This window comes from Paenibacillus sp. N22P23 (genome assembly GCF_059383735.1).
This window is the reverse complement of sequence record NZ_JBXENT010000013.1, coordinates 17,876-38,390: the sequence shown is the minus strand read 5'-3', so window position 1 is coordinate 38,390 and position 20,515 is coordinate 17,876. Positions and strand designations below refer to the sequence as shown.

The following is a 20,515-nucleotide window of genomic DNA, read 5'->3' as shown; positions in this document are numbered from 1 at the left end:
TCTACCCAGCAAAGTTAACCTTCGTTGAATGGCTTCATACTCCACACTGCTCCACACTTCACTCTTCAACCGAACGCCTCGACTCCTTCAGCTCCCGCTCAAACAACTGCTGATTTCCCAAGTGGAACTTGCGCAAATTGCGAGGGAACGGACAACCCTCAATCAGCGCATCAACAGCCGATTGATCCCCAGCTGCGACGGCTTTCCGCATCGCCGCAATGTAGGCGAAATCCACCGTTTGGCGGCGTTTCATCTCATCGGGATCCACAGTCGAATTGCCGTGACCCGGAATCAACCGCGCAATTGAATATGCGGCCAAGATCGTATCCAGCTTGCTGATACTCGCCTCGTACAACGTGCTGCTGAAATAAATATACGGGAATTCAATATCCGACCAATAATCACCCGCAAACAGCAAACCAAGCGGCTCCACCACGGTGTACATGCCATCGTCATTATGCCCCGGTGAAAGATAGAAGGTCAGTTTCGTCCCACTGCCAAGCTGCAGTACCTGCCCGTCGTACTCCGCCCGGTGCTGCACAATTGGATAGGCAATCTCATAATCGCGTTCCAAATAGTAGCTGTCTTCAAAACCCCGAATTTGCTCGAGAATCGCTTCTTTATCTGATTCGTTCTTATCTGCCAATGCAGCAGATGCAATCACTTCCGCATCCGGGAAAGCCCCGTATCCGATAATATGATCGTAATCCGAATGCGTGAATAACACATACTTTGGCCTTCCGCCCGCCACCTCTTCAGCATACTGCCGAATCTCTTCGACCTCATGAGGCAGCCAGCATGGATCAACAATAATAATCGCATCCTCGGTCTCAATGACCGCCGACATCGTTTTATACAGCGCGCTTTCGAACAGCGTCAGCGCCCCATCCTTCAATTTAATCATGACAACATTCAGCCTCCCAGCTACATTATGTAGGCAATAAAATAAACAATCGCCCTCCAAGCTTAGCTTGAAGAGCGATTCATTGCTTATAGTTTCATCTTAGCGTTCATCTCTTATAATTCCGCAGCAGCAGCCGTCGTTTTCGCAACTTGCATCAGCCGCTTCATATCGCGGAACCCGATCAATCGCTTGCTTGGCTCATGCCACAACCGGAAATTAAGCGAGCTCAGGCTCGTAAGGATCGTAATCGTCCTAACTTCCTGCATGCGCGGGTTCGTCTCATGAACCGCTTCCAAGTTGTAGTTCGGAATACGCGGGCTTAAATGGTGAATATGATGGAAGCCGATGTTGCCTGTGATCCAGTGCAGAATCCGCGGCAATTTATAATAAGAGCTGCCGTGCATCGCAGCTTTCACGAAATCCCACTCCGCATCCGCCTCATAATACGACTCCTCGAATTGATGCTGCACATAAAACAGCCAAATCCCCGCAATACTTGAGATAAAGAAGATGGTTCCCTGAATCAGAAGAAATGCCTGCCAGCCAACAGCCCAACATAGCAGGGTAGCTACTGTTACAATTCCGGCATTCGTAATATACGTGTTAATCCGTTCTTTCGTGTTCGCACGTTTGCGATTGAAGCGATAGTCGATCAAGAAGATGTAGATCGGCCCAATTGTAAACATAATAAGTGGATTGCGATACAACCGATACACAAGTCGGCGCAGCGGTGAAGCGCTCAAATATTCGTCTACCGTCAGCGTCCAAATATCGCCTGTTCCCCGACGATCGAGGTTGCCGCATGTCGCATGATGGACAGTGTGGCTGTGTTTCCATTGCATATAAGGTACATAAGTCATGATACCGGTAATGGTGCCAACGATATCATTGGCTTTGCGATTTTTGAAAAATGACTTGTGACAGCAATCATGGAAAATAATAAAAGTCCGAACGAGAAAACCGCCTGCAACGATTGAAACGCCAACTGTTAACCATGCTGAAATCGATAAGCAGAGATAAGCCGCGAGCCATAGCAGCACTACAGGTCCGATCGTGTTAATGATTTGCCAAATACTATTCCTAAGTTTCGGTCGTTCGTATGCTGCAATTTCTTTACGCCACTGGCCTTGCTCAGCTTCTATCATTCAGTTGTTTAGTCCTCTCTCCACGCTGCTTTTCTCATCTTCTATTGTATCAATAACGGTAGTACGAAAGATAGGCACAAGTCGTTCCATTAATTCTTGCGATTTTTAGGAGGTGCCATCATGGTTCATGACTGCATCATCGTCGGCGGCGGTATTGCCGGACTTCAGGCGGCTATTCAACTTGGACGCTATGCGATGCACAACGTGCTCGTCATCGATTCGGGAGACGGTCGATCCAAAATCTGCCGCAGCTACCGAAATCTGCTGGGATATCCTGGAGGTGTGTCCGGCGAGACGTTACGGCAGGCAGGCGTTGCACAGGCTGCTGACTACGGCATCGACTTCATCACCGATACCATCCTCGAAGCCCACAGCAGCGCCTCCGGCTTGTTTGAGCTCCGCGGCAGCAAGCCCGGCAGCGAACTCTACCAATCGCGCACGCTGCTAATCGCCACAGGCGTCATGGACCGACTGCCGGATTATCCGGAGCTGCGGCCATGTCTGGGACTCACCGTATTCGTCTGCCCGGATTGTGACGGCTACGAAGTACGGGATCGCAGCACCATCGTTCTCGGCGCAGGCGATGTGGGTGCCCACATGGCGCTCACGCTGCGGACATGGACAGACAAGCTGCTGTACATCGACCAAGCGCCGGAACCGCTGTCAATAAACGCCCTTGTACAAGAACAGCTGGCAGCCGCTTCGATCGCATATCGGAGAGCCGAGCATCTTCATGTCAACGCCGATTGCGACGGTTATCTGCAGAGTGTCACCTTGCAGGATGGCACCCTCATCGAGGCGGATCGCGCTTTTCTCGCATACGGCGGCAATGAAGTGAGATCTTCGCTCGCCCGTCAACTTGGCGCCAAACTGCATGAGAACAGCCATATTTGGACCGATCCACGCAGCAAGATGACCAGTGTCTTCGGTGTTTGGGCAGCCGGTGACGTTGCCGTGCATTCGGAGCAGGTGTCCATCGCGATGGGCGAAGGTGCGCAAGCCGCTATCTGGATTCATAAGACACTGCTGAACATGAAGCAGCCGCAGCAACAATAGCCGCAACTGAAGCGTGACCACCTAGGTCGAGCAAGTTCTCTTTGCACCTACTCGAACTAGCAAGCTGTCACGCCACATATCCTGATCAGCGAAGCTCCAATTCTTCTGCGAGCCTCACTTGTTCGCAATATGTACTTTGAGCACTTTCCCTTTTACGGTCGTATTCTTCATCGCCCGCAGGACAAGTGAACCTTTGCCATTCAGAATCTCCACGAAGGTCGCGCTATCCTCAATCGTAATGATGCCGATGTCTGCTGCGGTCATGCCCTCAAGCTTTGCGATCGTCCCGACAAAATCCACCGTACGCAGCTTCTTCTTCTTCCCGCCGCCAAAATACAGCTTCGTAATATCCTGACTCAGCAGCTCTCGTTTGTCGAGGCGCGGCGCATCCACGGCGCCCAGCTTCTCTTCGAAGGCTTCTTTGGCTTCCGCAACCTGTGCGGCACTTGGCGGCTCTGCGCGCGGCAGCTCAAAGCCGATATAGCCTTGGATATCGTCCAGGTATCTGCCCTCACTCGGCGTAGCGAACGTAATCGCGATACCGCTCTGTCCCGCCCGACCTGTCCGGCCTGTACGGTGCACGAAGTTTTCCTTATCCATCGGCAGGTCGTAATTGATGACATGCGTAATATTCTCGATATCGATCCCGCGGGCAGCCAGATCGGTTGCCACTAAGTAGCGGAACTCCCGCCGCCGGAAGGCATGCATGACGCTGAAACGATCATTTTGCTCCATACCGCCGTGGATTTTGTCGCAAGGGTAGCCGCTTTGCCGCAGCATACGACTTACCTGGTCAACCGCTTCCTGCGTGCGGCAGAAAATCATGCAGCTGTCCGGATTTTGGATCGTGGTGACTGCCTTCAGCAGCTCCGGCTTTCGCTCATCTTTCACGATGTAGAGGGTATGAGCAATCCGATCGGTCGTAATGCCTGCGGTTTCGATCTCAATATCCATGGGGTTCTTCATATGTCGATGGCACAGCTGCTCTACATCCGGCGGCAGCGTTGCGGAGAACAGCAGCGTTACCCGGTCCTTAGGCAGCTCCTTGATTATAGACTCCACTTGCTCTATAAATCCGCGGTTTAGCATCTCATCGGCCTCATCGATGACCAGGTAGCGCAGCCGCTCAACATCCAGCGTCCCGCGTTTGATATGATCCAGCACACGTCCGGGCGTACCCGCTACGATATGGACCTTCTGCTGCAGCTCCAGCTTCTGCTGGGCGAACGGCTGCTTGCCGTAGATCGCAACCGCCTTAATGCGTTTGAATCTGCCGATATTGATCAGATCCTCTTTGATCTGCCCCGCCAGCTCTCGCGTTGGCGTCAGAACGAGTGCCTGCGGTCTGTTCTCCTCCCATTCCACGAGCTCGCAGATCGGAATGCCGAAGGCGGCCGTCTTGCCGCTTCCGGTTTGAGAGCGGACGGTAAGGTCACGCTGTGCGAGCACCTCCGGGATGACTTTGCTCTGGACCGGTGTCGGCTCCGTATAACCAAGATGATCTAGTGCACGAACGATTTCCTCGCTTAATGGATACGTATGAAAAGGGTTTACTTGCATAGTTGCTCCTTCGCCGAATCATTGGGATGCTATTAGTATAGCCTAATTTTACCTCGATGCCGTTGTTTTGGTACAATAGTCTTACCATGAAATGTGACAAACTTCTACTTATTTACCTTGTATGTGACCTTCATTAGGCGTGTATCCACTTTTTTGCCGTATTCACTTACTTCTAATATATGCAACAACTGAGGGGAATTTAGCGTTCTTACTCAAAAGGGGGTTCATCCCAATGCATGAGGGAAAAATCATTAAATTTTACCGTGAAAAAGCAGAATTTACACAAGATCAATTGGGACTCGGCATCTGCTCGGACACCCATATCAGTAAAATCGAACGGGGCATAACCGATTACTCGCAGGAAGTACTGGACCTGCTGTGCGAGCGACTTGGCATCAGCATGGAGCATGAGTTGGCGAAGTTCAGCAATATCAAGAAAAGGCTGTACGATTGGCACGATGCCATCGTGAAGCAGTTATCCATGGACATGGAAACGATTAAGGAAGAGATCGAGCAGGAAGCGCTTCTGCAAATCTCCGAGTATGAAACGCTTTATTTGCTGCTTCAAGCGAAGTACCTCCTCCTAAAGAGCGAGGAAGAGAAAGCGCTGCGCATCATCAATCGCATTCGCAAAACAGCGGAGCGGCTGCCTGACTTCGAAAGCAACCTGCTGAAGCATGTAGAAGGCCTCTACCATATATCCAAACAGAATTATGTAGAAGCCATCGCAACGCTCAAGACCATTAACGATAAGGAATATAATAATCCGGAGTACTTTCACCATTTGGCTATGGCTTATCATACGATGAAGTCTGAGGTCATGGCCTACTTCTACGCAGAGAAGGCACGGAATTTCTTTAAGGATATTAACTCCTTCCTCCGTGTCATCGATGCAGAGATGCTGATGCTCATTCAAGTGCAGGATGATCCGCAGCATGATTTTAAAGAAGTGATCGCGCGGTTCGAGAATTTGATTCAGAGCTGCGATATGTGCAACGCGCCTGACCGCAAAGCCAAGGTCATACATAATCTAGCCTATGAGTATTTGCGTCGTAAGGATTATAAGAAAGCGAGCATCTTCTACAAACAATCCATGGAGCTTAAGAATCCCCAGACGCTTCCTTATTTGCTGTCATTGGAAGGCTATCTTCGCAGCTGCTACAAGGGCGATCTGCTGCAGAAGGAAGAGTTGCAGCGGCTGGCACAGGCCGGCCTGACAAGCTCGAAGGCAATGAAGGATCAAGTCTTCATTCTGCTCTTCACGATGCTGCTCCTTCTGATCAATGGCAAAGAGGCGGAGTACTATCAGTATCTGAACGACGAGGCGCTGCCGGTCTTTCGTAAGTTCGGCTATGCGTACCTCATCAGACGGTCAGAGCAGCAATTGTTTCATTATTACGCGAAGACAGGAAATGCGGAAGCAGCCATTCGAATGGGGCATTATCTCATTGAGGATCATGATATCCTCTAGCTGCGCTTCCCAAACAAATGACCCGCAGCAAGGACACTTCGTTGTAAAGTGTCCCTGTGCGGGTCATCGTTTTGAGAAAGGAACTATTTTTTAGTGCGTTTTTTGGAGGAAGTTCTAGTGCGTTTGCCGCGTTTTACGCTCGAAACCATGACATCTTTCTCGGAATACGTGTAGCAGTGTTGATATACTGGGCAGCAGTGATGCTGTTTTACGACTTCAACGGCGTGAACAACATTTACAAGCTGCGGATGGTAGACATTCTCGTATTGCGTAACTGGAGGATCATAGATGGTTTGTGTAGGGCAGTCCGGACAAAACTCGTCGTTCGCGCCTGCCACCATGTTCGGTCCCATATTCGGTCCCATATTGGGTCCCATGTTTGGGCCCATGTTAGCACCGGCAACTTGGCCCATGTGTGGATAATTACGTTTCAAGGTATTCTCTCCTTCCTTGTTTTGGAATACATCACATTGTATTCACAGACGAGCAAGGCGGCCTGTACGCTTGCCATGGAAGGCGATGGCCTGCCCTGTTTTCGCGGTCTTCCGATCGGGAGAGATGCCGGGGATATCCTGATCCTAACGAAAAAAGCTGCCGGCATCGCTGCGGCAGCTTTACTTATTGTATAAAATTAGAGCGTCTTGACCTCAAGCAGCTCATACACGATTACGCCCATCGGCGCATTCACATTAATCTTGCTGCCCACTGTCTTCCCGAGCAGTTCTTTGCCAAGCGGGCTTTCGTAAGAAATTTTATTGGCCTGTACATCCGCTTCCGCCGGAGCTACAATTTGATATTCAATCCGTTCATTGAACTCCACATCATTTAAGATGACGCTCGAGCCAATTTGAACCGAGCTCGTATTGTTCGGATCGGCCTCCACGATGCGCGCCGTATTAAGCATTTTCTCTAAGATGATGACGCGTGTTTCCAAGAATGATTGATCATTCTTCGCGGAATGATATTCGCTGTTCTCTTTCAAATCCCCGTAGCTAATGGCAAGCTTAATCCGTTCGGCCAGCTCTTTGCGTTTGACATACTTGAGGTCGTCAAGCTCCTCCTGCAATTTAGCGTAGCCCTCTTTGGTCAAAATCATTTCTTCCTTAGACATCGTTACAGCTCCCGTTCCATGTGATTCCTCTATTCTACTCGATTTGGGGGCGAATGTCGCCTCGATAACCCACCCAATAATTGTTGACAAAAAAAAGGCTCCCTATAAGAGGGGAGCCCTTGCAATAATTGTTAATCCATTTTTTTCCTAAAGATCGATCGCCACATGCGGTTTACTATAATGACTTACGCCCCCGCCGCCTACCAAAACCTTGCCCCCACTAGGGAAAACAAGCAATTTGGAAGCGCCGGTACTTAGCAGCACCGTTACCTTCGCATCATTTCGGGTGGCCGTATACACGACATATCCGCTTCTGGTTAGAGAGGTTCGCCAATAGTTGCCAAACTCTGAGCGGACCACTCGGCTGGAATAGACCTGGTTCTCGCGTTTGACCACCTTGGCTTGATGTCCTTTAGCTTTGGCCATCACTCGCATCCATCCTTCATCACGTAGTCAATACTACGCTATCCTATTCAGAGGATGAAGAGACGATTGGACATAATGGCACATAGATATCGAGCTCCGAGTCGGCTCGGCCTTCTTGGCAACGCTCATCGTAGTATTCGAAATCAAAGCCGCGATCGCCCAAGCTGCACAGCGCCTCCCCGGATGCCGGAAGCCATTCGCCATAGATATAGCGGAATGTCTCACCGAGCAGCTCGGTCGAACCAACATGCGTGAAGACCGCATATCTTCCCCCAGGGATTGTATACACCTGAGCCCCTGCCGGCATCGTCGACGAAGGGTCTGCCACCTCAGTGCCTGCCAAATAAGCAAACTGCCTCTCCCGGTCTCCGCTTGTTTGCGGATTGTAAATCTCGAGCCCGAAGCAAATCCGTTCGTTTACCTTGCCCGGTATGCTCGCCCAGATACGGCTAAGCGATTTCCAGGCCTGTGCAATGTTGCGATCCTTCGTCGTATCCGTCATGCAAAGTACGCCCGCGACATGCATCGTCTCGCAGTCCTTCAACACCGGCTCTCTCATCGTACACGCTCTCCTTCGCAGGGATTGCGGAGGCTCTCCGAACCGTTTCATAAACGAGCGGATGAAGGATTCATGGCTGCCATATCCGATATCAAAGCCGATTCCCGTTCCGGACTGCTCCGAGTCCCGCAGCCTTCTTGCCGCATACGCTAAGCGACGCTCTCGAATATAGTGCGACAGCGTTTCTCCTGTGCAAGCGCAGAACAGCCTGTGAAAGTGAAACGGTGAATATCCGGCCAGCTTAGCAAGCTCCTCCAATCGAAGGTCCTCCTGCAAATGCTGTTCTACATGTGCGGCAGCCCGCCATATTCCGGCATAGCGCTCCTCCTCTTCCATTCGGATCACCTCCTTACCGTCAATGTTAGGTCATCGTTGCTTGGTGCACCTGACTTTTCTTGCGATGATACATAAAAAAGGCGCATCGCCGAGTATGACACGGGATACGCCTAATCTGGTTGTTCATGATCGGCTGATTACACAGTAGCCTTAATTTGCTTACTCCGGAGCTGGCCGCAAGCCGCGTCGATATCAGTCCCGTGCTCGAGACGAACGCTGACGCTGACGGACTGCTTCTTCAGCGTATCGTAGAAGATGCGAATCGACTCCTGCTCGCTGCGCTGATATTGACTGTGTTCGTCGACCGGATTGTATGGAATCAGGTTCACGTTCACCAGCTGACGGCGGTCGCCGACAAGCTCTGCCAGCTGCAAGGCATGCTCCTTCTGATCGTTCACATCTTTGAGCAAAATATATTCCAGCGTCACGCGGCGCTTATTCTTACTCAGGTAATAATCGATGGCCTTCATCAGCGGCTCAATCGGAATGGCGCGATTGATCTTCATAATGCGTGTGCGCAGCTCATTGTTCGGCGCATGCAGCGAAACCGCTAGGTTAACGCCTAGGTTGCGATCGGTAAATTCTACGATTTTGTCAGCCAGCCCGCTTGTGGAAACCGTAATATGTCTCGCCCCGATGGCAAGACCCTTATGATCCTTGACGGTATCGATGAAGTCGACCATATTCTCGAAGTTATCGAACGGCTCCCCGATGCCCATTACGACGATATGGCTTACCGATTCGCCTTGCTGCGCGGCATCCAGATGCAGCTGTACCTTCATAATCTGGCCGACGATTTCGCCCGCTGTCAGATCGCGGCTCTTGGCAAGCAGACCGCTTGCACAGAAGCTGCAGCCGATATTGCAGCCGACCTGCGTGGTTACGCAGACGGACAGCCCGAATTTATGCCGCATGAGCACGGTTTCGATCAGATTGCCATCCTGCAGCTTGAGCAGGAACTTAATCGTGCCGTCAGCCGATTCTTGCTTCGTATGCTCGCCGAGCGTTTGAATGTCGAAGTGCTCTGCCAATAGCTCCAGGCAAGCTCCGTTCACGTCAGTCATCGCCCCAAATGTCGTAACCCTTTTCCGATACAGCCAATCCCATACTTGCCGCGCGCGCGACGGTTTATGTCCATGCTCCCCTAGCCAGCCGGTCAGCTGATCGAAAGTGAAGCCATATATGGATGGTTTATGCATATCCGTTATCCTCTTTTCAACACCTTGAATTTCGTCCCCATGAACTCTCTGACTAGTATTGTCCCAAAATTTCGAGGCGAACACAAGGGCGGATCACGGAGGCTGCCATCCTAGCCTATGAATTCGGCAATCCGCTTGTTAACCGTTTCCCGCAGCTCGAGCAGCCATTCACTCTCTGCAGGGTAGCTGCTGAACGTAATATTGCCAATTAGCGCTTGCAGTTGATCCTTGCCGCCGAGCTCTTCCAGCAGCGCAAAAGCTCTCATATCTTGCAGCGCCTCATAGAACACTTCCATACGAATCGATTCGATTGGACCCTCTTCTCCCGGGTAGACGAGGAAGGCATCCCCCGATGGGAACGCGTGGCCGGCATCTGTTGTGATATAGGGATTGATCGGCTTGATTGAATATTGGCTGTACCAGAAATTAAAGCCCCAGTGCAGAAAGCCGGTAATGCCAAACTTGTGCATCTGCACGCCGATAATCCGGTTTCTTGCGGATGGGAACGTAAAGAACCGGTTGGAAACTTCCTTGTATTGACCGCAGCAGTAGTACGTCCACAAATCCGGAACGCCTGCCTCAAGGAACGGTTCAATATGATTCGTCGCGGGAATCGGCCGTGGAACCAGTCCGGATTCATAGAATTCATAATCGGACAAGGCGTCGATAACCGGATAGCCTTGCAGCATCGGCCTCAGCCAGTCGCTCGCTTCGCGGTAATCCTCAAGCGCGCTCATGCTCGGCTCATCGGAGATGTGGAAGTAGACCTGCTTCTGAAGTCCGCGGCGCTCTACCCACTGCAGCAGCTTCGGAATAAGCTGTCCGAGGAAGCTGCGGTATTCCTCGCCGGCCGCTTCCGTTTCCCAGCCAAAAATCCGTTTGTATTCGCCGTTCTCATGAGCCATGATCTTAGGCGCGTGCTTCGCGCCCCATTGCGTGTAGAGGTGGGAGAACTCGAAATATCGAACGCCAACCGCCAAACACAAATCAGCCCATCGATCCAGCTTATCGAAACCGAACGTGTACTGATTGTTGCCTGTTTTCTCTACATCCACCAGCTGTACGGTAGGGCGTTCCCCGCCGACAGCCGTATCGAGCGGCGGCGTGAACAGCGGTGTCAGCAGCAAATTAATGCCATGTTTTACGGCTGTACCAATGAATGCTTCAAGCAAACGCCAGTGTTCTTCGCTGAACACCGGTACATTGTACTGGGTCGCAATACAATCGGTATGAAACCACTCGGTGTGGATCAGCTTCTGCTCGGGAAGCTCGCACGGAATGACCGTGAGCGCGAAGTTCTCCTGACCGAGCGCTTCCCCTTGAGGCGATTCGAAGGCAATGGCGATGTCATAGATGCCACCTTGCTCGGCGCGATCCACTTGAACCGTCACCCACACGGAGCTCCACACATTCGGCAGCGCCGTGAGACCCGCTCCCTCTGCAATGGGATACAGCGGATCAGGGAATAGTCCCGGCGTCGATTGGAATATCCGCCCATCGTGATCGGCATACATCGGCATCTCCGACGGAACTAGTCCGACTGAGCGGACGGTGATCGTACTATTTTGCAGCGGAGATGTGACGGTTAGGTTGATGTTCTTGCGCATCTGCGCACTGCGGTAAGCTACTTGAAAGGAATAAACTTCACCCCGGAGGGCGCTGCCCTGCTGATAGACAGGCTCTTGGAGCTCGCCATCTTGGGCGAAAATTTTGACGAGTGAGCTGACGCATCGCGTCTCCAGCTGGTTATGGTTAAGGTTCATCGATACTTCCTCCTCGGAATTGAATTAAATGAATACAAGCGTGCCAAATCGTTGCGGCTTATGAAAATTAACCAATCCGGTCGGCTGCCAGGCTTGGTACTCCCGAATACCGTCCCGCCGTTCGTCGATTCGATAGAAGTTGACGCGCCAACGGAGTCCGGCTTCCAGCGGCTGTGTGAAGGTGCTCGCGGGAATACGAATGTCGTACATCCATTGCCCGGGTTGAATCTCGTTTACTTCTGTATGCAGCCCCTCAATGTCCCAGTCCGTATCAATCCCGACTGCACCGCTGCCATCATTGGTGATCCGCGCATCGAATACGACGTTGCGGGGACTGACCTCCAGCTCTATGTAATGGGTACCGCTGCCATCCTCATCGATAAATACTTCTACCACGTCCTGGTTATATAACGGCTCGTCATGTTCGCTGTAATCCGAAACGATATGCCCATCCTCACAGTGGAACTGGATCAGCAGCGCATCTGTTGTCCACCCGCAGCGAACCTTCGTCCACTCTGTTGGCGCGTCCCCGCTTACCGTATCGCGTAATAGGATCCATTCGCTATCTATACCTTCGGCTCGACTGATTTGTTTACATACGTAGACTTGCTGCTCATTCGTGTCCATTTTGCGGCTCACCTCTGCTCCCCTAGAATCTTCCATACCCCTCTCATCATCATAGCTAATCCCAGTGCCGATTGATTTAGCATAAAGGGATAAAATTTAGACGATTCCGAGATGGATCATGAATGCAAAAAGAACGGCAGTCGCCGTCCTCTATTTATTTTTATTTGCTTTGTTCCGCTGGGGCCGAATCGGTGTAGAAGCAGTACTTGCCTCTGCCCAATGTCTTCGCCTCATACATCGCTTGGTCCGCACATTGGAGAAGCTTCGTCCCGTCCACGCTGTCATCCGGATAGATCGCGATCCCGATACTGGCTGAAATTTGTATTCGTTTGCCGTCTACAATATCAAGCTGGCGGATTGCACCAATGAGATCCTGGGCCAACTCCTCCGGCTTGCTGTCGCCTACAGCTTCATCCACCAGTACGACGAACTCATCGCCTGCCCAGCGGGCGCAGGTGCCGTAGCCTCCCATGCCGCTTTTCAGAATGATCCCCACCTCCTGCAGCAATCGGTCGCCTATCTCGTGGCCGTGTGTATCGTTAACCCGTTTGAAGCCATCGAGGTCCATGAAGAAGACGGCAAATGAAGTCCCTGCCTCTGCTGCTCTTCTCATCGCAATTCGCAATCGCTCATTAATGTATCTGCGATTCGGCAGTCCGGTCAAATCGTCGTAGTGCGCTTTGCGTTCTTCATCCGTTCGGTCGCCGAACGTAAAGAGATGGCCATGCAGCAGACCGCCGTCCTTGCTGATAATCGGGCTGACGTAGCATTCGTAATACCGCATCTCGCCGCCTTCTTTATGGAAGGCAACACGTTCCCGGAACGGCTGCAGCCGCTGCTCAAAATACTGCTTGATCTGATCGCCGAGGCTGCCATAATCCCCCCGCATCTCTTTGCAATAGATCGCCAGCGACTGTCCGACGGAGAGCTCCCGTCCGAACATGGCTTTGAATCTGCGATTGACGAATACGACGCGCCCGTCGCTGTCACACATCGCAATCGATTCGTGGCTGGATTCCAGCATCCGTTCGATGATTTTATTTTGTTCGGCGATTTTTTGCTCACCTAGACGGCTCTTCGCGAAGAGTGTCTTATACCGGCTCTCGCTGTCAGTTACCTGCGTGTAGAGTTCGGTCATTTTGTAATACATTTTCGTAAACTCATAAATCATGCCTGCCAATACGATATTGGCGCAGATGAAGGTGTCCAGCTTGGAGACGTACCAGCCTACACTGAATCGATTGCCGCCGCTCATGTTAATGCCAACATCCAGTACGGTAGCCAGCAGCGCGACGCACAGCCAGGAGGAGGTTACGGTGCTCCCTCTCGTCATGTAATAGTAGAGGACTAGCGCAAGCAAGCTGATCAACAAGGTAGACAAGCCGAAGCCATACATGGCGAGCGGCGTAATACGGCCACGATCCATTAGAATGGGGAGCTTGTCGTGCAGGGCTAGCGAGACATACCCAATCACGGCTACCACTACAATTATCGCTGCCCCGGTAAGTCGGGTCATAATCCGCGCGGTCTGATCGCGAAGACGTACATGCTTATACTTGACCTCCACGGCCATATGAAGCAGGATCGCGAGGGGAAATCCGAGATGCCAGAGGGCATAGATATATTCAGCCGACTGATTGCCGCCCATGAAGAACATGGGGTCTGGTCCATGCTCCATTCCTGGCCCTGGTCTCTGGCCAATAGGGCCGGGACCGAAACCATTGGGAGGCACAATACCCGGGAAAGAGAACAGATAGAGAAGCGTCATACAAGCCGAGTAGAAGTAGCCTCCTGCCAAGATGAGAATGGAAGGGGAACGGCTGACCTTGAACTGGCTGTACAGGACGAACACCGTAATGAGTTCGAAGCAGATCACCGCACCGCACAATCCGGACAAGAATGCGTTATTATTGGGCACCCGTATTTGCGCGAATGGGATGGAAACAAGCGAAGCCAGCGCTATGATCGCACCAACGATAAAAGCAAATCTGCGTTGTGATGGGTTGGATTCTAACGTAAATAACGTATAGGCGAGCGTGCCGGACGATGCTGGTCTCTTCATGTCGACCTCCATGATGAATGTGTGGAGACATCATTCGACATCACACCCAGGAAACCCTCTTTATGGCAGAATTGCGGTAAATTCTCTCCATGTGCGGTAGCTGGTACCTCTCTTAGGTCGACCAACAATCCAATAAAGGGACTGAGAGCGGCATATCCGCTATCAGCAAGCGACCTTCCCACTCCTTGTGTGAACAAAACAAACGAAAACCCCGGCACCGACTCAGCAGAGTTGATTCCGGGGTTTACTCACTTCAAAATATAACACTAACGTTAACGTTAGATTAAGAGCCAAAAAAAAGGACGTACCATCTGTGATTAATGAGTTTCAGCCTCATCCACATGCTTCAAGTGTTTGCGGTTCAGCCAAATCACGATAACCGCCAGAACGACGAACCCGCCGCCGATGTAGAAAGGCGCGTGGAAATCGAACCACTCCGCGAATTTAACTGCATAGTAAGGTGCAAGCGCACCGCCGATGAAACGCAGGAAGCTGTAAGCGGCCGATGCCGTCGGACGTTCAACCGGAGCAGCATTCATAACCGCTGTTGTGATGAGCGTATTATTATTGCCTAGGAACGCACCGGCCAAGATGACCATCGCGATAACGACTGACTTATCTGTTGTCCAATAGCCCATGATGACCAAGGTTACCGCGAACAGAAGAAGCTGTACGCACATCGATTTCACAGTACCATAGCGCTTCTGCAATTTAGGAGCCGTTACAACGGATGTAAACGCGAGCAGCAGACCCCATCCGAGGAAGACATAACCAAGCCCATGTACATCTACGTGATGAAGGTGACCAAGCACGAGCGCGGCATAGACAAGCAATGTGAAGAATCCGAAATTGTATAGTGCAGCTGAGATCCCTAAGACCAGCAGCGCGCGATGCTTAAGTGCACGGAAAGGATCAAGCAAGGAGGCTTTCTTCTTTACCACGACTGGCTTCACGGCTGGTGTCTTCGCCTTCGGCATCATGAACAGAATGAGGCAGAATGCGATGACCATCAGGCCGGCAACGCCGTAGAAAGGACTCCGCCACGAAATCGCGCCGAGCTCTCCTCCGAGCAGCGGGCCGACTGAAATGCCGAGTCCAACTGCTACTTCGAACAAGATAATCGATTTACCGACACCAACGCGGGATAACGAAACGATTGCTGACAATGCGGTTGCGACGAAGAAGGCGTTACCCAACCCCCATCCGGCGCGAAGCCAAACAATTTCCATTACATCGCCCGCACTGCCTGCCAGCGCGGAAAACACGGCGATGATGATGATACCGGCAAGCAGCATTCGCTTAATACCCAGTCGGGCAGAGATAACGCCCGTGATCAGCATGGCGACGGCCATAACTGCGTTGTAGCTCGTAAACAGCAAGGTAAGCTGACTGTCAGAGGCATGCAGTTGATCCTTCATCATCGGCAGAATCGGATCGACAAGGCCAAGTCCCATAAAGGCGATGATACTTGCAAAAGCGATCGCCCATACGGCAATCGGCTGGTTAAACATCGAATTACTTTTCTGTGCGTTTGGCTGCAATGGGGCTTGCGGTGCAGCTTTACGGGCTGTATTTGGTGTTGACACTTAAACTCCTTCTTTCTACGTAGTCATTTGGTCCAGCGCGTCGGTAACGCGCTTCTTGAGCAGTTCGATTTCTTTGCGAAAATCCTTCATTTTCTCGAGCTTATAATCGATCATTTGCAATTGCTTATCGACCATCTGCCCTGCTTCTACAAGCTGCTTCCGCTTCTGCTCCACTTCCTCGGCTTTCCTGTATGCATCGCCGTGCTGGACAAGCTCTTCGCGTATAGCGACAAAATCGATAATTTCCTGCAGGGAGAAGCCGAGCACATCTCTTGCATTGACGATCTGCTTTAGCCGCTCGATGTGCATGCGCGCATACAAACGCGTCCCGCCGTCTGTCCGCTCTGGAGGCGGCAGCAAACCGATCTCCTCGTAATACCGAATCGTACGTTTCGTCAGACCGCTCTCTTTGGCGACATCATCGATCTTATAACGTTCTCCCATCTCAATTCCTCCTCCCTTTCGTCGATTCAAGTGGTTCATTTGATTTCATCTTACTCCCCCTATAACGTTAACGTCAACGTTAGATTTTGTCATCGTGCAGAATCTAACGCCTAGTTTGTCCTTATCGCGAAAATAAAAAGGCCCGCTCACAGCATCAATGCTTTGCTGCAAACAAGCCTTATCCAACTATTGAACGACGAGCTTCCCGCTCCACGCGCCAAGTCGCGATATCCATTTCCTCTGCCTCCTGCGCTATTCTCCTGTCAGCTCGCCTGTCCAGCCCAGCAGCCCACCAGCCATATTCACGACCGAGAAACCTCTTTCACCAAGTAGCTCGCAGGCTAACCCGCTTCGTCCACCGCCTCTGCACATCACGATGATCTCGCGCTCAGTATCCAGTTCATCCAGTCGTTCGATCAGCTGTCCGAGCGGGATGTGAACAGCACCTGCTAGATGACCGGCCGCCCACTCGGCAGGCTCGCGGACATCCAGCATATATAGGCTTTCACCCAAACCGAGGCGCTTCTCTACCTCTTGCGGTGTCATTTCTTTCGCCACTTGAAACCCCATTGCATTGATGTCCCCCTTAACTACTTCCATATACCCCTACGGGTATGTATTCTAGACAACTCCATCCTCACTGTCAACGCACATCGCCTTCCAAAATTAGCGTTTCACCTGTACGAGAATTTGAATCAGGAACCGCGTGCTGGGTAACAATACCATTGAAGTTCACATTTACCTGCGAGAGGAGCTTGGCACTTGGAAAAGGATTCAGATCAAACGCTCACGACCCGGCAGGGCCATCCTGTAACGGACAATCAAAATATACGAACGGTAGGCAGCCGTGGACCGAGCACGCTGGAGAACTATCATTTTATCGAGAAAATCACTCACTTTGACCGGGAACGCATCCCCGAGCGTGTCGTTCATGCCCGCGGCGCCGGCGCTCATGGCATCTTCGAAGCCTACGGCAAAGCCGGGAATGAACCGGTTTCGAAGTACACACGCGCCAAGCTGCTGCAAGAGGCTGGCAAGCAGACACCGGTATTCGTCCGCTTCTCCACTGTCATTCATGGCAATCATTCACCGGAGACGCTTCGCGACCCTCGCGGATTCGCGGTCAAGTTCTACACCGAGGACGGCAACTGGGATATGGTCGGCAATAACCTGAAGATTTTCTTCATCCGGGATCCACTCAAATTTCCGGATATGGTACATGCGTTCAAACCAGATCCGTTAACGAATGTGCAGGATATGCAGCGCTTCTTCGATTTTGTTTCGCTCACGCCGGAGGCGACGCATATGATTACGTTCCTCTTCTCCCCTTGGGGCATTCCCGCCAACTACAGGCAGATGCAGGGCTCGGGCGTTAATACATACAAATGGGTCAATCAAGACGGTGAAGCGATGCTCGTGAAGTATCATTGGGAGCCGCTGAAGCATGGCATTAAGAACCTGCTGCAGCGTGAGGCAAACGAGATACAGGGCATGAATTTCAACCATGCCACGCTTGACTTGTACCAGGCTATCGAGTCCGGAGACTATCCGGAATGGGAGCTGTGCGTGCAGCTAATGACGGATGACGAGCATCCGGAGCTGGATTTTGACCCGCTGGATCCGACGAAGCTGTGGCCGCCGGAGCAGTTCCCGTTCTTACCCGTTGGCAAAATGACGCTGAACCGCAACCCCGAAGACTATTTCACCGAAGTGGAGCAAGCAGCATTCGGTACCGGCGTACTTGTGGACGGTCTTGATTTCTCCGACGACAAGCTGCTGCAGGGACGAACGTTCTCCTATTCCGATACGCAGCGTCACCGGGTGGGAACCAACTACTTACAGCTGCCCGTCAACGCACCTCAGACGCATGTCGCGACCAATCAAAGCGGCGGACAAATGCAGTATCGTCCTGACCGCTCCGCCGGGCAAAATCCCCATGTGAACTACGGGCCATCCTCCATGGGGGGATTGCAAGAGGCTGCTCCCACCGGCAAAGACCATGAGCCGCACTACGATGCGAAGCTGACCCGGCAGAAGATTGAGCGGACGAACGATTTCAAGCAAGCCGGCGATACGTTCCGCGCCTTCGAGAACTGGGAGCAAGACGAGCTGATCGACAACTTGGTCGGTGCGCTGTCGGTGTGCAAGGAGGATATAAGGTCGCGAATGGTTGGTTATTTCACGGAAGCAGATGCCAGTTACGGGCAACGCGTCGCAGAAGGGCTGAAGCAATCCGACGGCCGCAACATTGCCAGCGGTCAATCGAGGCCGGAGAAGGCTGTCGATCAGGCGAAGCAATCCGGACACAAGGCCGATCCTTATTAACATGCAGAAAGCCGCAAGCATCATCATGCTTGCGGCTTTTTTATGATAGATAAGTGCATTATTCGTCTTTGTCCGGCAGTTGACTGACATAGCTGTCTGATAAAGTGAGCAACCTCAGCGTACGATTGTATTGATCCTCTGTAGTCCCTTCACCATGCTCGGTCTCACTGTTATCGCGAAGCGAATAGTTCGTACCATCCCTATATTCAATGCCCGGCAGGAACATATCGTCATCCGTAATAACGGAGCCCGACGGCAGGAAATGACGCATCGGCAGCATGTTGGAGCTCTGATTCAACAAATCTTGGCCAAAATAAATCTGATCGCTTAACGATACACCCAGTAAATTAGCAGCCGTTGGCAGAATATCGATCTGACCGCCGGTCTGTTCCCGCACGGAAGGCGTCGTCACGCCGGGTGCATGAAGAATAAGCGGGATACGGAACATGTCGGTATAGCCGTATTCATGGCCAATCATGCCAGCCACCAAGCTCTTCTCATCGCGATCAAGCGAGTACAGGGACAATCCTTGATGATCGCCGTAGAACAGAATGACGCTGTCCTCCCATAACCCGCGCTGCTTCAAATCGTCGATGAACTGTCCGAGCGCGTAATCGGCATAGTTCTGGGCATGAATATAGTTACCGACGATGGTGTCGTCGAACTTTTCCGGCAGCTTCATTCTGTACTTGGATTCCGGAAGATTGAACGGATGGTGGGCGCTCATCGAAATAACCTGCGCATAGAAAGGCTGTTCGCCTTCATCCAACTTCACCAATTCATCAATCGTCTTCTGATAAAGCACTTCATCCGATGATCCAAATGCAATATGATCTTCGTCGCCGAAGAATGATTTGTCATAGTAATGATCCCAGCCAACCGCTTTGTACAGCTCCGTACGGTTCCAGAAAGAAACATCGTTCGTGTGGAACGTCGCCGTCGTGTACCCATTGGCGTGCAGCAGCTTCGGCAAGCTCGGCAGTGCCTTATCCACGTTGTGGTCGGTCGCCGCATCATGCTGAGGCACATAAAGGGATGTATTCACCACGTACTCGGCATCCGAAGTGGTTCCCTGACCTACCATCGTGTAGAAATGATCAAAATGCATGTTCTCCTGTGCCAGCTTATTGATGTTCGGCGTTACTTCTTGACCGTCGATCGTTAAGCCAATCAAGAAATCCTGGAAGGATTCCATTTGTACGATAATGAGGTTCTTCCCTTTGTTCGCTCCAAAATATTGCGGCTGTGGCTGCGGCTGCACCGTGCCTTTCAGCTCATCGATCGCGCTCTGCGTAATGTCCGCCATCGGGACGGTTGCATCGTCTTTGCGGCTGTCGGCAAAGATCGTATAGATTTCGTAATTAAGCAGCCCCATCTCTTCGGCTTGCTTATTCTCATTCATACTGGCGCGGTTTGGCCAAATATTAAGCAAACAGAGCAGCGAAGACACAATGAACATAATCGTGATGCCTGTTTTCTTCACAGGTCTCATGCTGACGCGCTGCTGGATATGCTTATGTTTCGGTCTCCATAAGATAAAGGCCAGCACAGCGATGTCCAAGAAAATAAACAAGTAGTACGGATCAAGCAGCGAGTAGGTGCTTTCGCCGACCTTGGTTACTTTATCGGCCTGGGCAAGTGCATGATACGTAACAATAATGCCATAATATTTGTAGTACATGAGTACAGTAAAATAGAGCAGTGTAAGCAATAAATTGACGATCATATAGTAGAGCATCTTCCGTTTGCCTGCTAACCATTCGATTAGACAGAACACCACCCAGAAGAACGGAATTTCCGTTACGAGCGTCATCCAAGACGGTCCTTCGTCAAATACGACGGACCAAGCCAGAATACCCTTCACCAATAGAATTACTGTAAAATAAAAAAATCTGCGATTAAGCAGTCTCATCAATAGAGACACCTTTAACAACCCCTTCC

Annotated in this window: 19 protein-coding genes; 4 read left to right on the top strand and 15 right to left on the bottom strand. The window is 51.5% G+C overall.

Going from position 1 to position 20,515, the window contains the following annotated elements:
* Positions 1–58: 58 nt before the first annotated feature.
* Positions 59–904: an MBL fold metallo-hydrolase gene (locus AC506A_RS28615; protein WP_495464421.1), complete on the bottom strand. Its 846-nt coding sequence runs from the start codon at positions 902–904 to the stop codon at positions 59–61.
* Positions 905–1,017: 113 nt separating this feature from the next.
* The gene (gene desA, locus AC506A_RS28610) at positions 1,018–2,049 is read right to left on the bottom strand and encodes a Delta(5) desaturase DesA (protein ID WP_495464420.1); all 1,032 of its coding nucleotides are present in this window, start codon (positions 2,047–2,049) and stop codon (positions 1,018–1,020) included.
* 120 nt (positions 2,050–2,169) lie between these two features.
* On the opposite strand from desA, the gene AC506A_RS28605 reads away from it, so the two are divergent.
* On the top strand, positions 2,170–3,105 hold the full coding sequence (locus AC506A_RS28605) for an NAD(P)/FAD-dependent oxidoreductase (RefSeq protein ID WP_495464419.1): 936 nt from the start codon (positions 2,170–2,172) through the stop codon (positions 3,103–3,105).
* 114 nt (positions 3,106–3,219) lie between these two features.
* Here the strand turns inward: AC506A_RS28605 and AC506A_RS28600 are convergent, their stop codons facing one another.
* Positions 3,220–4,665: a DEAD/DEAH box helicase gene (locus AC506A_RS28600; RefSeq protein WP_495464418.1), complete on the bottom strand. Its 1,446-nt coding sequence runs from the start codon at positions 4,663–4,665 to the stop codon at positions 3,220–3,222.
* 232 nt (positions 4,666–4,897) lie between these two features.
* Between AC506A_RS28600 and AC506A_RS28595 the strand changes: the two genes are divergently transcribed.
* Entirely contained in the window at positions 4,898–6,136 is a 1,239-nt protein-coding gene (locus AC506A_RS28595; RefSeq protein ID WP_495464417.1) for a helix-turn-helix domain-containing protein, read from the top strand.
* Between the two features lie 83 nt (positions 6,137–6,219).
* Here the strand turns inward: AC506A_RS28595 and AC506A_RS28590 are convergent, their stop codons facing one another.
* Positions 6,220–6,570, bottom strand: a complete 351-nt coding sequence (locus AC506A_RS28590; protein WP_495464416.1) for a hypothetical protein — start codon at positions 6,568–6,570, stop codon at positions 6,220–6,222.
* Between the two features lie 36 nt (positions 6,571–6,606).
* On the opposite strand from AC506A_RS28590, the gene AC506A_RS28585 reads away from it, so the two are divergent.
* Positions 6,607–6,765 carry a hypothetical protein gene (locus AC506A_RS28585; RefSeq protein ID WP_495464415.1) on the top strand — a complete coding sequence of 53 codons (159 nt, stop codon included), beginning with the start codon at positions 6,607–6,609 and terminating at the stop codon, positions 6,763–6,765.
* 2 nt (positions 6,766–6,767) lie between these two features.
* Here AC506A_RS28585 and greA read toward each other — a convergent pair whose 3' ends face one another.
* The 10 genes from greA to AC506A_RS28535 form a co-directional block, all read right to left on the bottom strand.
* Positions 6,768–7,247: a transcription elongation factor GreA gene (gene greA / locus AC506A_RS28580; RefSeq protein ID WP_495464414.1), complete on the bottom strand. Its 480-nt coding sequence runs from the start codon at positions 7,245–7,247 to the stop codon at positions 6,768–6,770.
* A gap of 147 nt (positions 7,248–7,394) precedes the next feature.
* A complete protein-coding gene (locus AC506A_RS28575) occupies positions 7,395–7,673 on the bottom strand; it encodes a hypothetical protein (protein WP_495464413.1) in 279 nt (92 codons plus the stop codon).
* Positions 7,674–7,716: 43 nt separating this feature from the next.
* A complete protein-coding gene (locus AC506A_RS28570; protein ID WP_495464412.1) occupies positions 7,717–8,568 on the bottom strand; it encodes an AraC family transcriptional regulator in 852 nt (283 codons plus the stop codon).
* Positions 8,569–8,705: 137 nt separating this feature from the next.
* Positions 8,706–9,767 carry a dual-specificity RNA methyltransferase RlmN gene (gene rlmN, locus AC506A_RS28565; RefSeq protein WP_495464411.1) on the bottom strand — a complete coding sequence of 354 codons (1,062 nt, stop codon included), beginning with the start codon at positions 9,765–9,767 and terminating at the stop codon, positions 8,706–8,708.
* A 110-nt stretch (positions 9,768–9,877) separates the two neighbouring features.
* Positions 9,878–11,530 (bottom strand): DUF4091 domain-containing protein, encoded by a 1,653-nt coding sequence (locus tag AC506A_RS28560; RefSeq protein WP_495464410.1) that lies wholly within the window; start codon positions 11,528–11,530, stop codon positions 9,878–9,880.
* Between the two features lie 24 nt (positions 11,531–11,554).
* Positions 11,555–12,193 (bottom strand): carbohydrate-binding family 9-like protein, encoded by a 639-nt coding sequence (locus tag AC506A_RS28555; protein WP_495464409.1) that lies wholly within the window; start codon positions 12,191–12,193, stop codon positions 11,555–11,557.
* Positions 12,194–12,317: 124 nt separating this feature from the next.
* Positions 12,318–14,219, bottom strand: a complete 1,902-nt coding sequence (locus tag AC506A_RS28550; RefSeq protein ID WP_495464408.1) for a diguanylate cyclase domain-containing protein — start codon at positions 14,217–14,219, stop codon at positions 12,318–12,320.
* A 317-nt stretch (positions 14,220–14,536) separates the two neighbouring features.
* The gene (locus tag AC506A_RS28545; protein WP_495464481.1) at positions 14,537–15,730 is read right to left on the bottom strand and encodes an MFS transporter; all 1,194 of its coding nucleotides are present in this window, start codon (positions 15,728–15,730) and stop codon (positions 14,537–14,539) included.
* A 90-nt stretch (positions 15,731–15,820) separates the two neighbouring features.
* Entirely contained in the window at positions 15,821–16,249 is a 429-nt protein-coding gene (locus tag AC506A_RS28540; protein WP_495464407.1) for a MerR family transcriptional regulator, read from the bottom strand.
* Between the two features lie 252 nt (positions 16,250–16,501).
* Entirely contained in the window at positions 16,502–16,819 is a 318-nt protein-coding gene (locus tag AC506A_RS28535) for a rhodanese-like domain-containing protein (protein WP_495464406.1), read from the bottom strand.
* A 192-nt stretch (positions 16,820–17,011) separates the two neighbouring features.
* On the opposite strand from AC506A_RS28535, the gene AC506A_RS28530 reads away from it, so the two are divergent.
* A complete protein-coding gene (locus tag AC506A_RS28530; protein WP_495464405.1) occupies positions 17,012–18,574 on the top strand; it encodes a catalase in 1,563 nt (520 codons plus the stop codon).
* A gap of 58 nt (positions 18,575–18,632) precedes the next feature.
* Here AC506A_RS28530 and AC506A_RS28525 read toward each other — a convergent pair whose 3' ends face one another.
* Positions 18,633–20,486 carry an LTA synthase family protein gene (locus AC506A_RS28525; protein ID WP_495464404.1) on the bottom strand — a complete coding sequence of 618 codons (1,854 nt, stop codon included), beginning with the start codon at positions 20,484–20,486 and terminating at the stop codon, positions 18,633–18,635.
* Between the last annotated feature and the right edge of the window lie 29 nt (positions 20,487–20,515).

Excerpts from the sequence above, each read along its gene's own strand:
- rlmN (WP_495464411.1), bottom strand. The coding sequence starts at position 9,767 with ATGCATAAACCATCCATATATGGCTTCACTTTCGATCAGCTGACCGGC.
- greA (WP_495464414.1), bottom strand. The coding sequence starts at position 7,247 with ATGTCTAAGGAAGAAATGATTTTGACCAAAGAGGGCTACGCTAAATTG.
- AC506A_RS28560 (WP_495464410.1), bottom strand. The coding sequence starts at position 11,530 with ATGAACCTTAACCATAACCAGCTGGAGACGCGATGCGTCAGCTCACTC.
- AC506A_RS28595 (WP_495464417.1), top strand. The coding sequence starts at position 4,898 with ATGCATGAGGGAAAAATCATTAAATTTTACCGTGAAAAAGCAGAATTT.
- AC506A_RS28600 (WP_495464418.1), bottom strand. The coding sequence starts at position 4,665 with ATGCAAGTAAACCCTTTTCATACGTATCCATTAAGCGAGGAAATCGTT.
- AC506A_RS28550 (WP_495464408.1), bottom strand. The coding sequence starts at position 14,219 with ATGAAGAGACCAGCATCGTCCGGCACGCTCGCCTATACGTTATTTACG.
- AC506A_RS28570 (WP_495464412.1), bottom strand. The coding sequence starts at position 8,568 with ATGGAAGAGGAGGAGCGCTATGCCGGAATATGGCGGGCTGCCGCACAT.
- desA (WP_495464420.1), bottom strand. The coding sequence starts at position 2,049 with ATGATAGAAGCTGAGCAAGGCCAGTGGCGTAAAGAAATTGCAGCATAC.
- AC506A_RS28555 (WP_495464409.1), bottom strand. The coding sequence starts at position 12,193 with ATGGAAGATTCTAGGGGAGCAGAGGTGAGCCGCAAAATGGACACGAAT.
- AC506A_RS28615 (WP_495464421.1), bottom strand. The coding sequence starts at position 904 with ATGATTAAATTGAAGGATGGGGCGCTGACGCTGTTCGAAAGCGCGCTG.
- AC506A_RS28605 (WP_495464419.1), top strand. The coding sequence starts at position 2,170 with ATGGTTCATGACTGCATCATCGTCGGCGGCGGTATTGCCGGACTTCAG.
- AC506A_RS28540 (WP_495464407.1), bottom strand. The coding sequence starts at position 16,249 with ATGGGAGAACGTTATAAGATCGATGATGTCGCCAAAGAGAGCGGTCTG.
- AC506A_RS28535 (WP_495464406.1), bottom strand. The coding sequence starts at position 16,819 with ATGGGGTTTCAAGTGGCGAAAGAAATGACACCGCAAGAGGTAGAGAAG.
- AC506A_RS28545 (WP_495464481.1), bottom strand. The coding sequence starts at position 15,730 with ATGTTTAACCAGCCGATTGCCGTATGGGCGATCGCTTTTGCAAGTATC.
- AC506A_RS28575 (WP_495464413.1), bottom strand. The coding sequence starts at position 7,673 with ATGGCCAAAGCTAAAGGACATCAAGCCAAGGTGGTCAAACGCGAGAAC.
- AC506A_RS28525 (WP_495464404.1), bottom strand. The coding sequence starts at position 20,486 with ATGAGACTGCTTAATCGCAGATTTTTTTATTTTACAGTAATTCTATTG.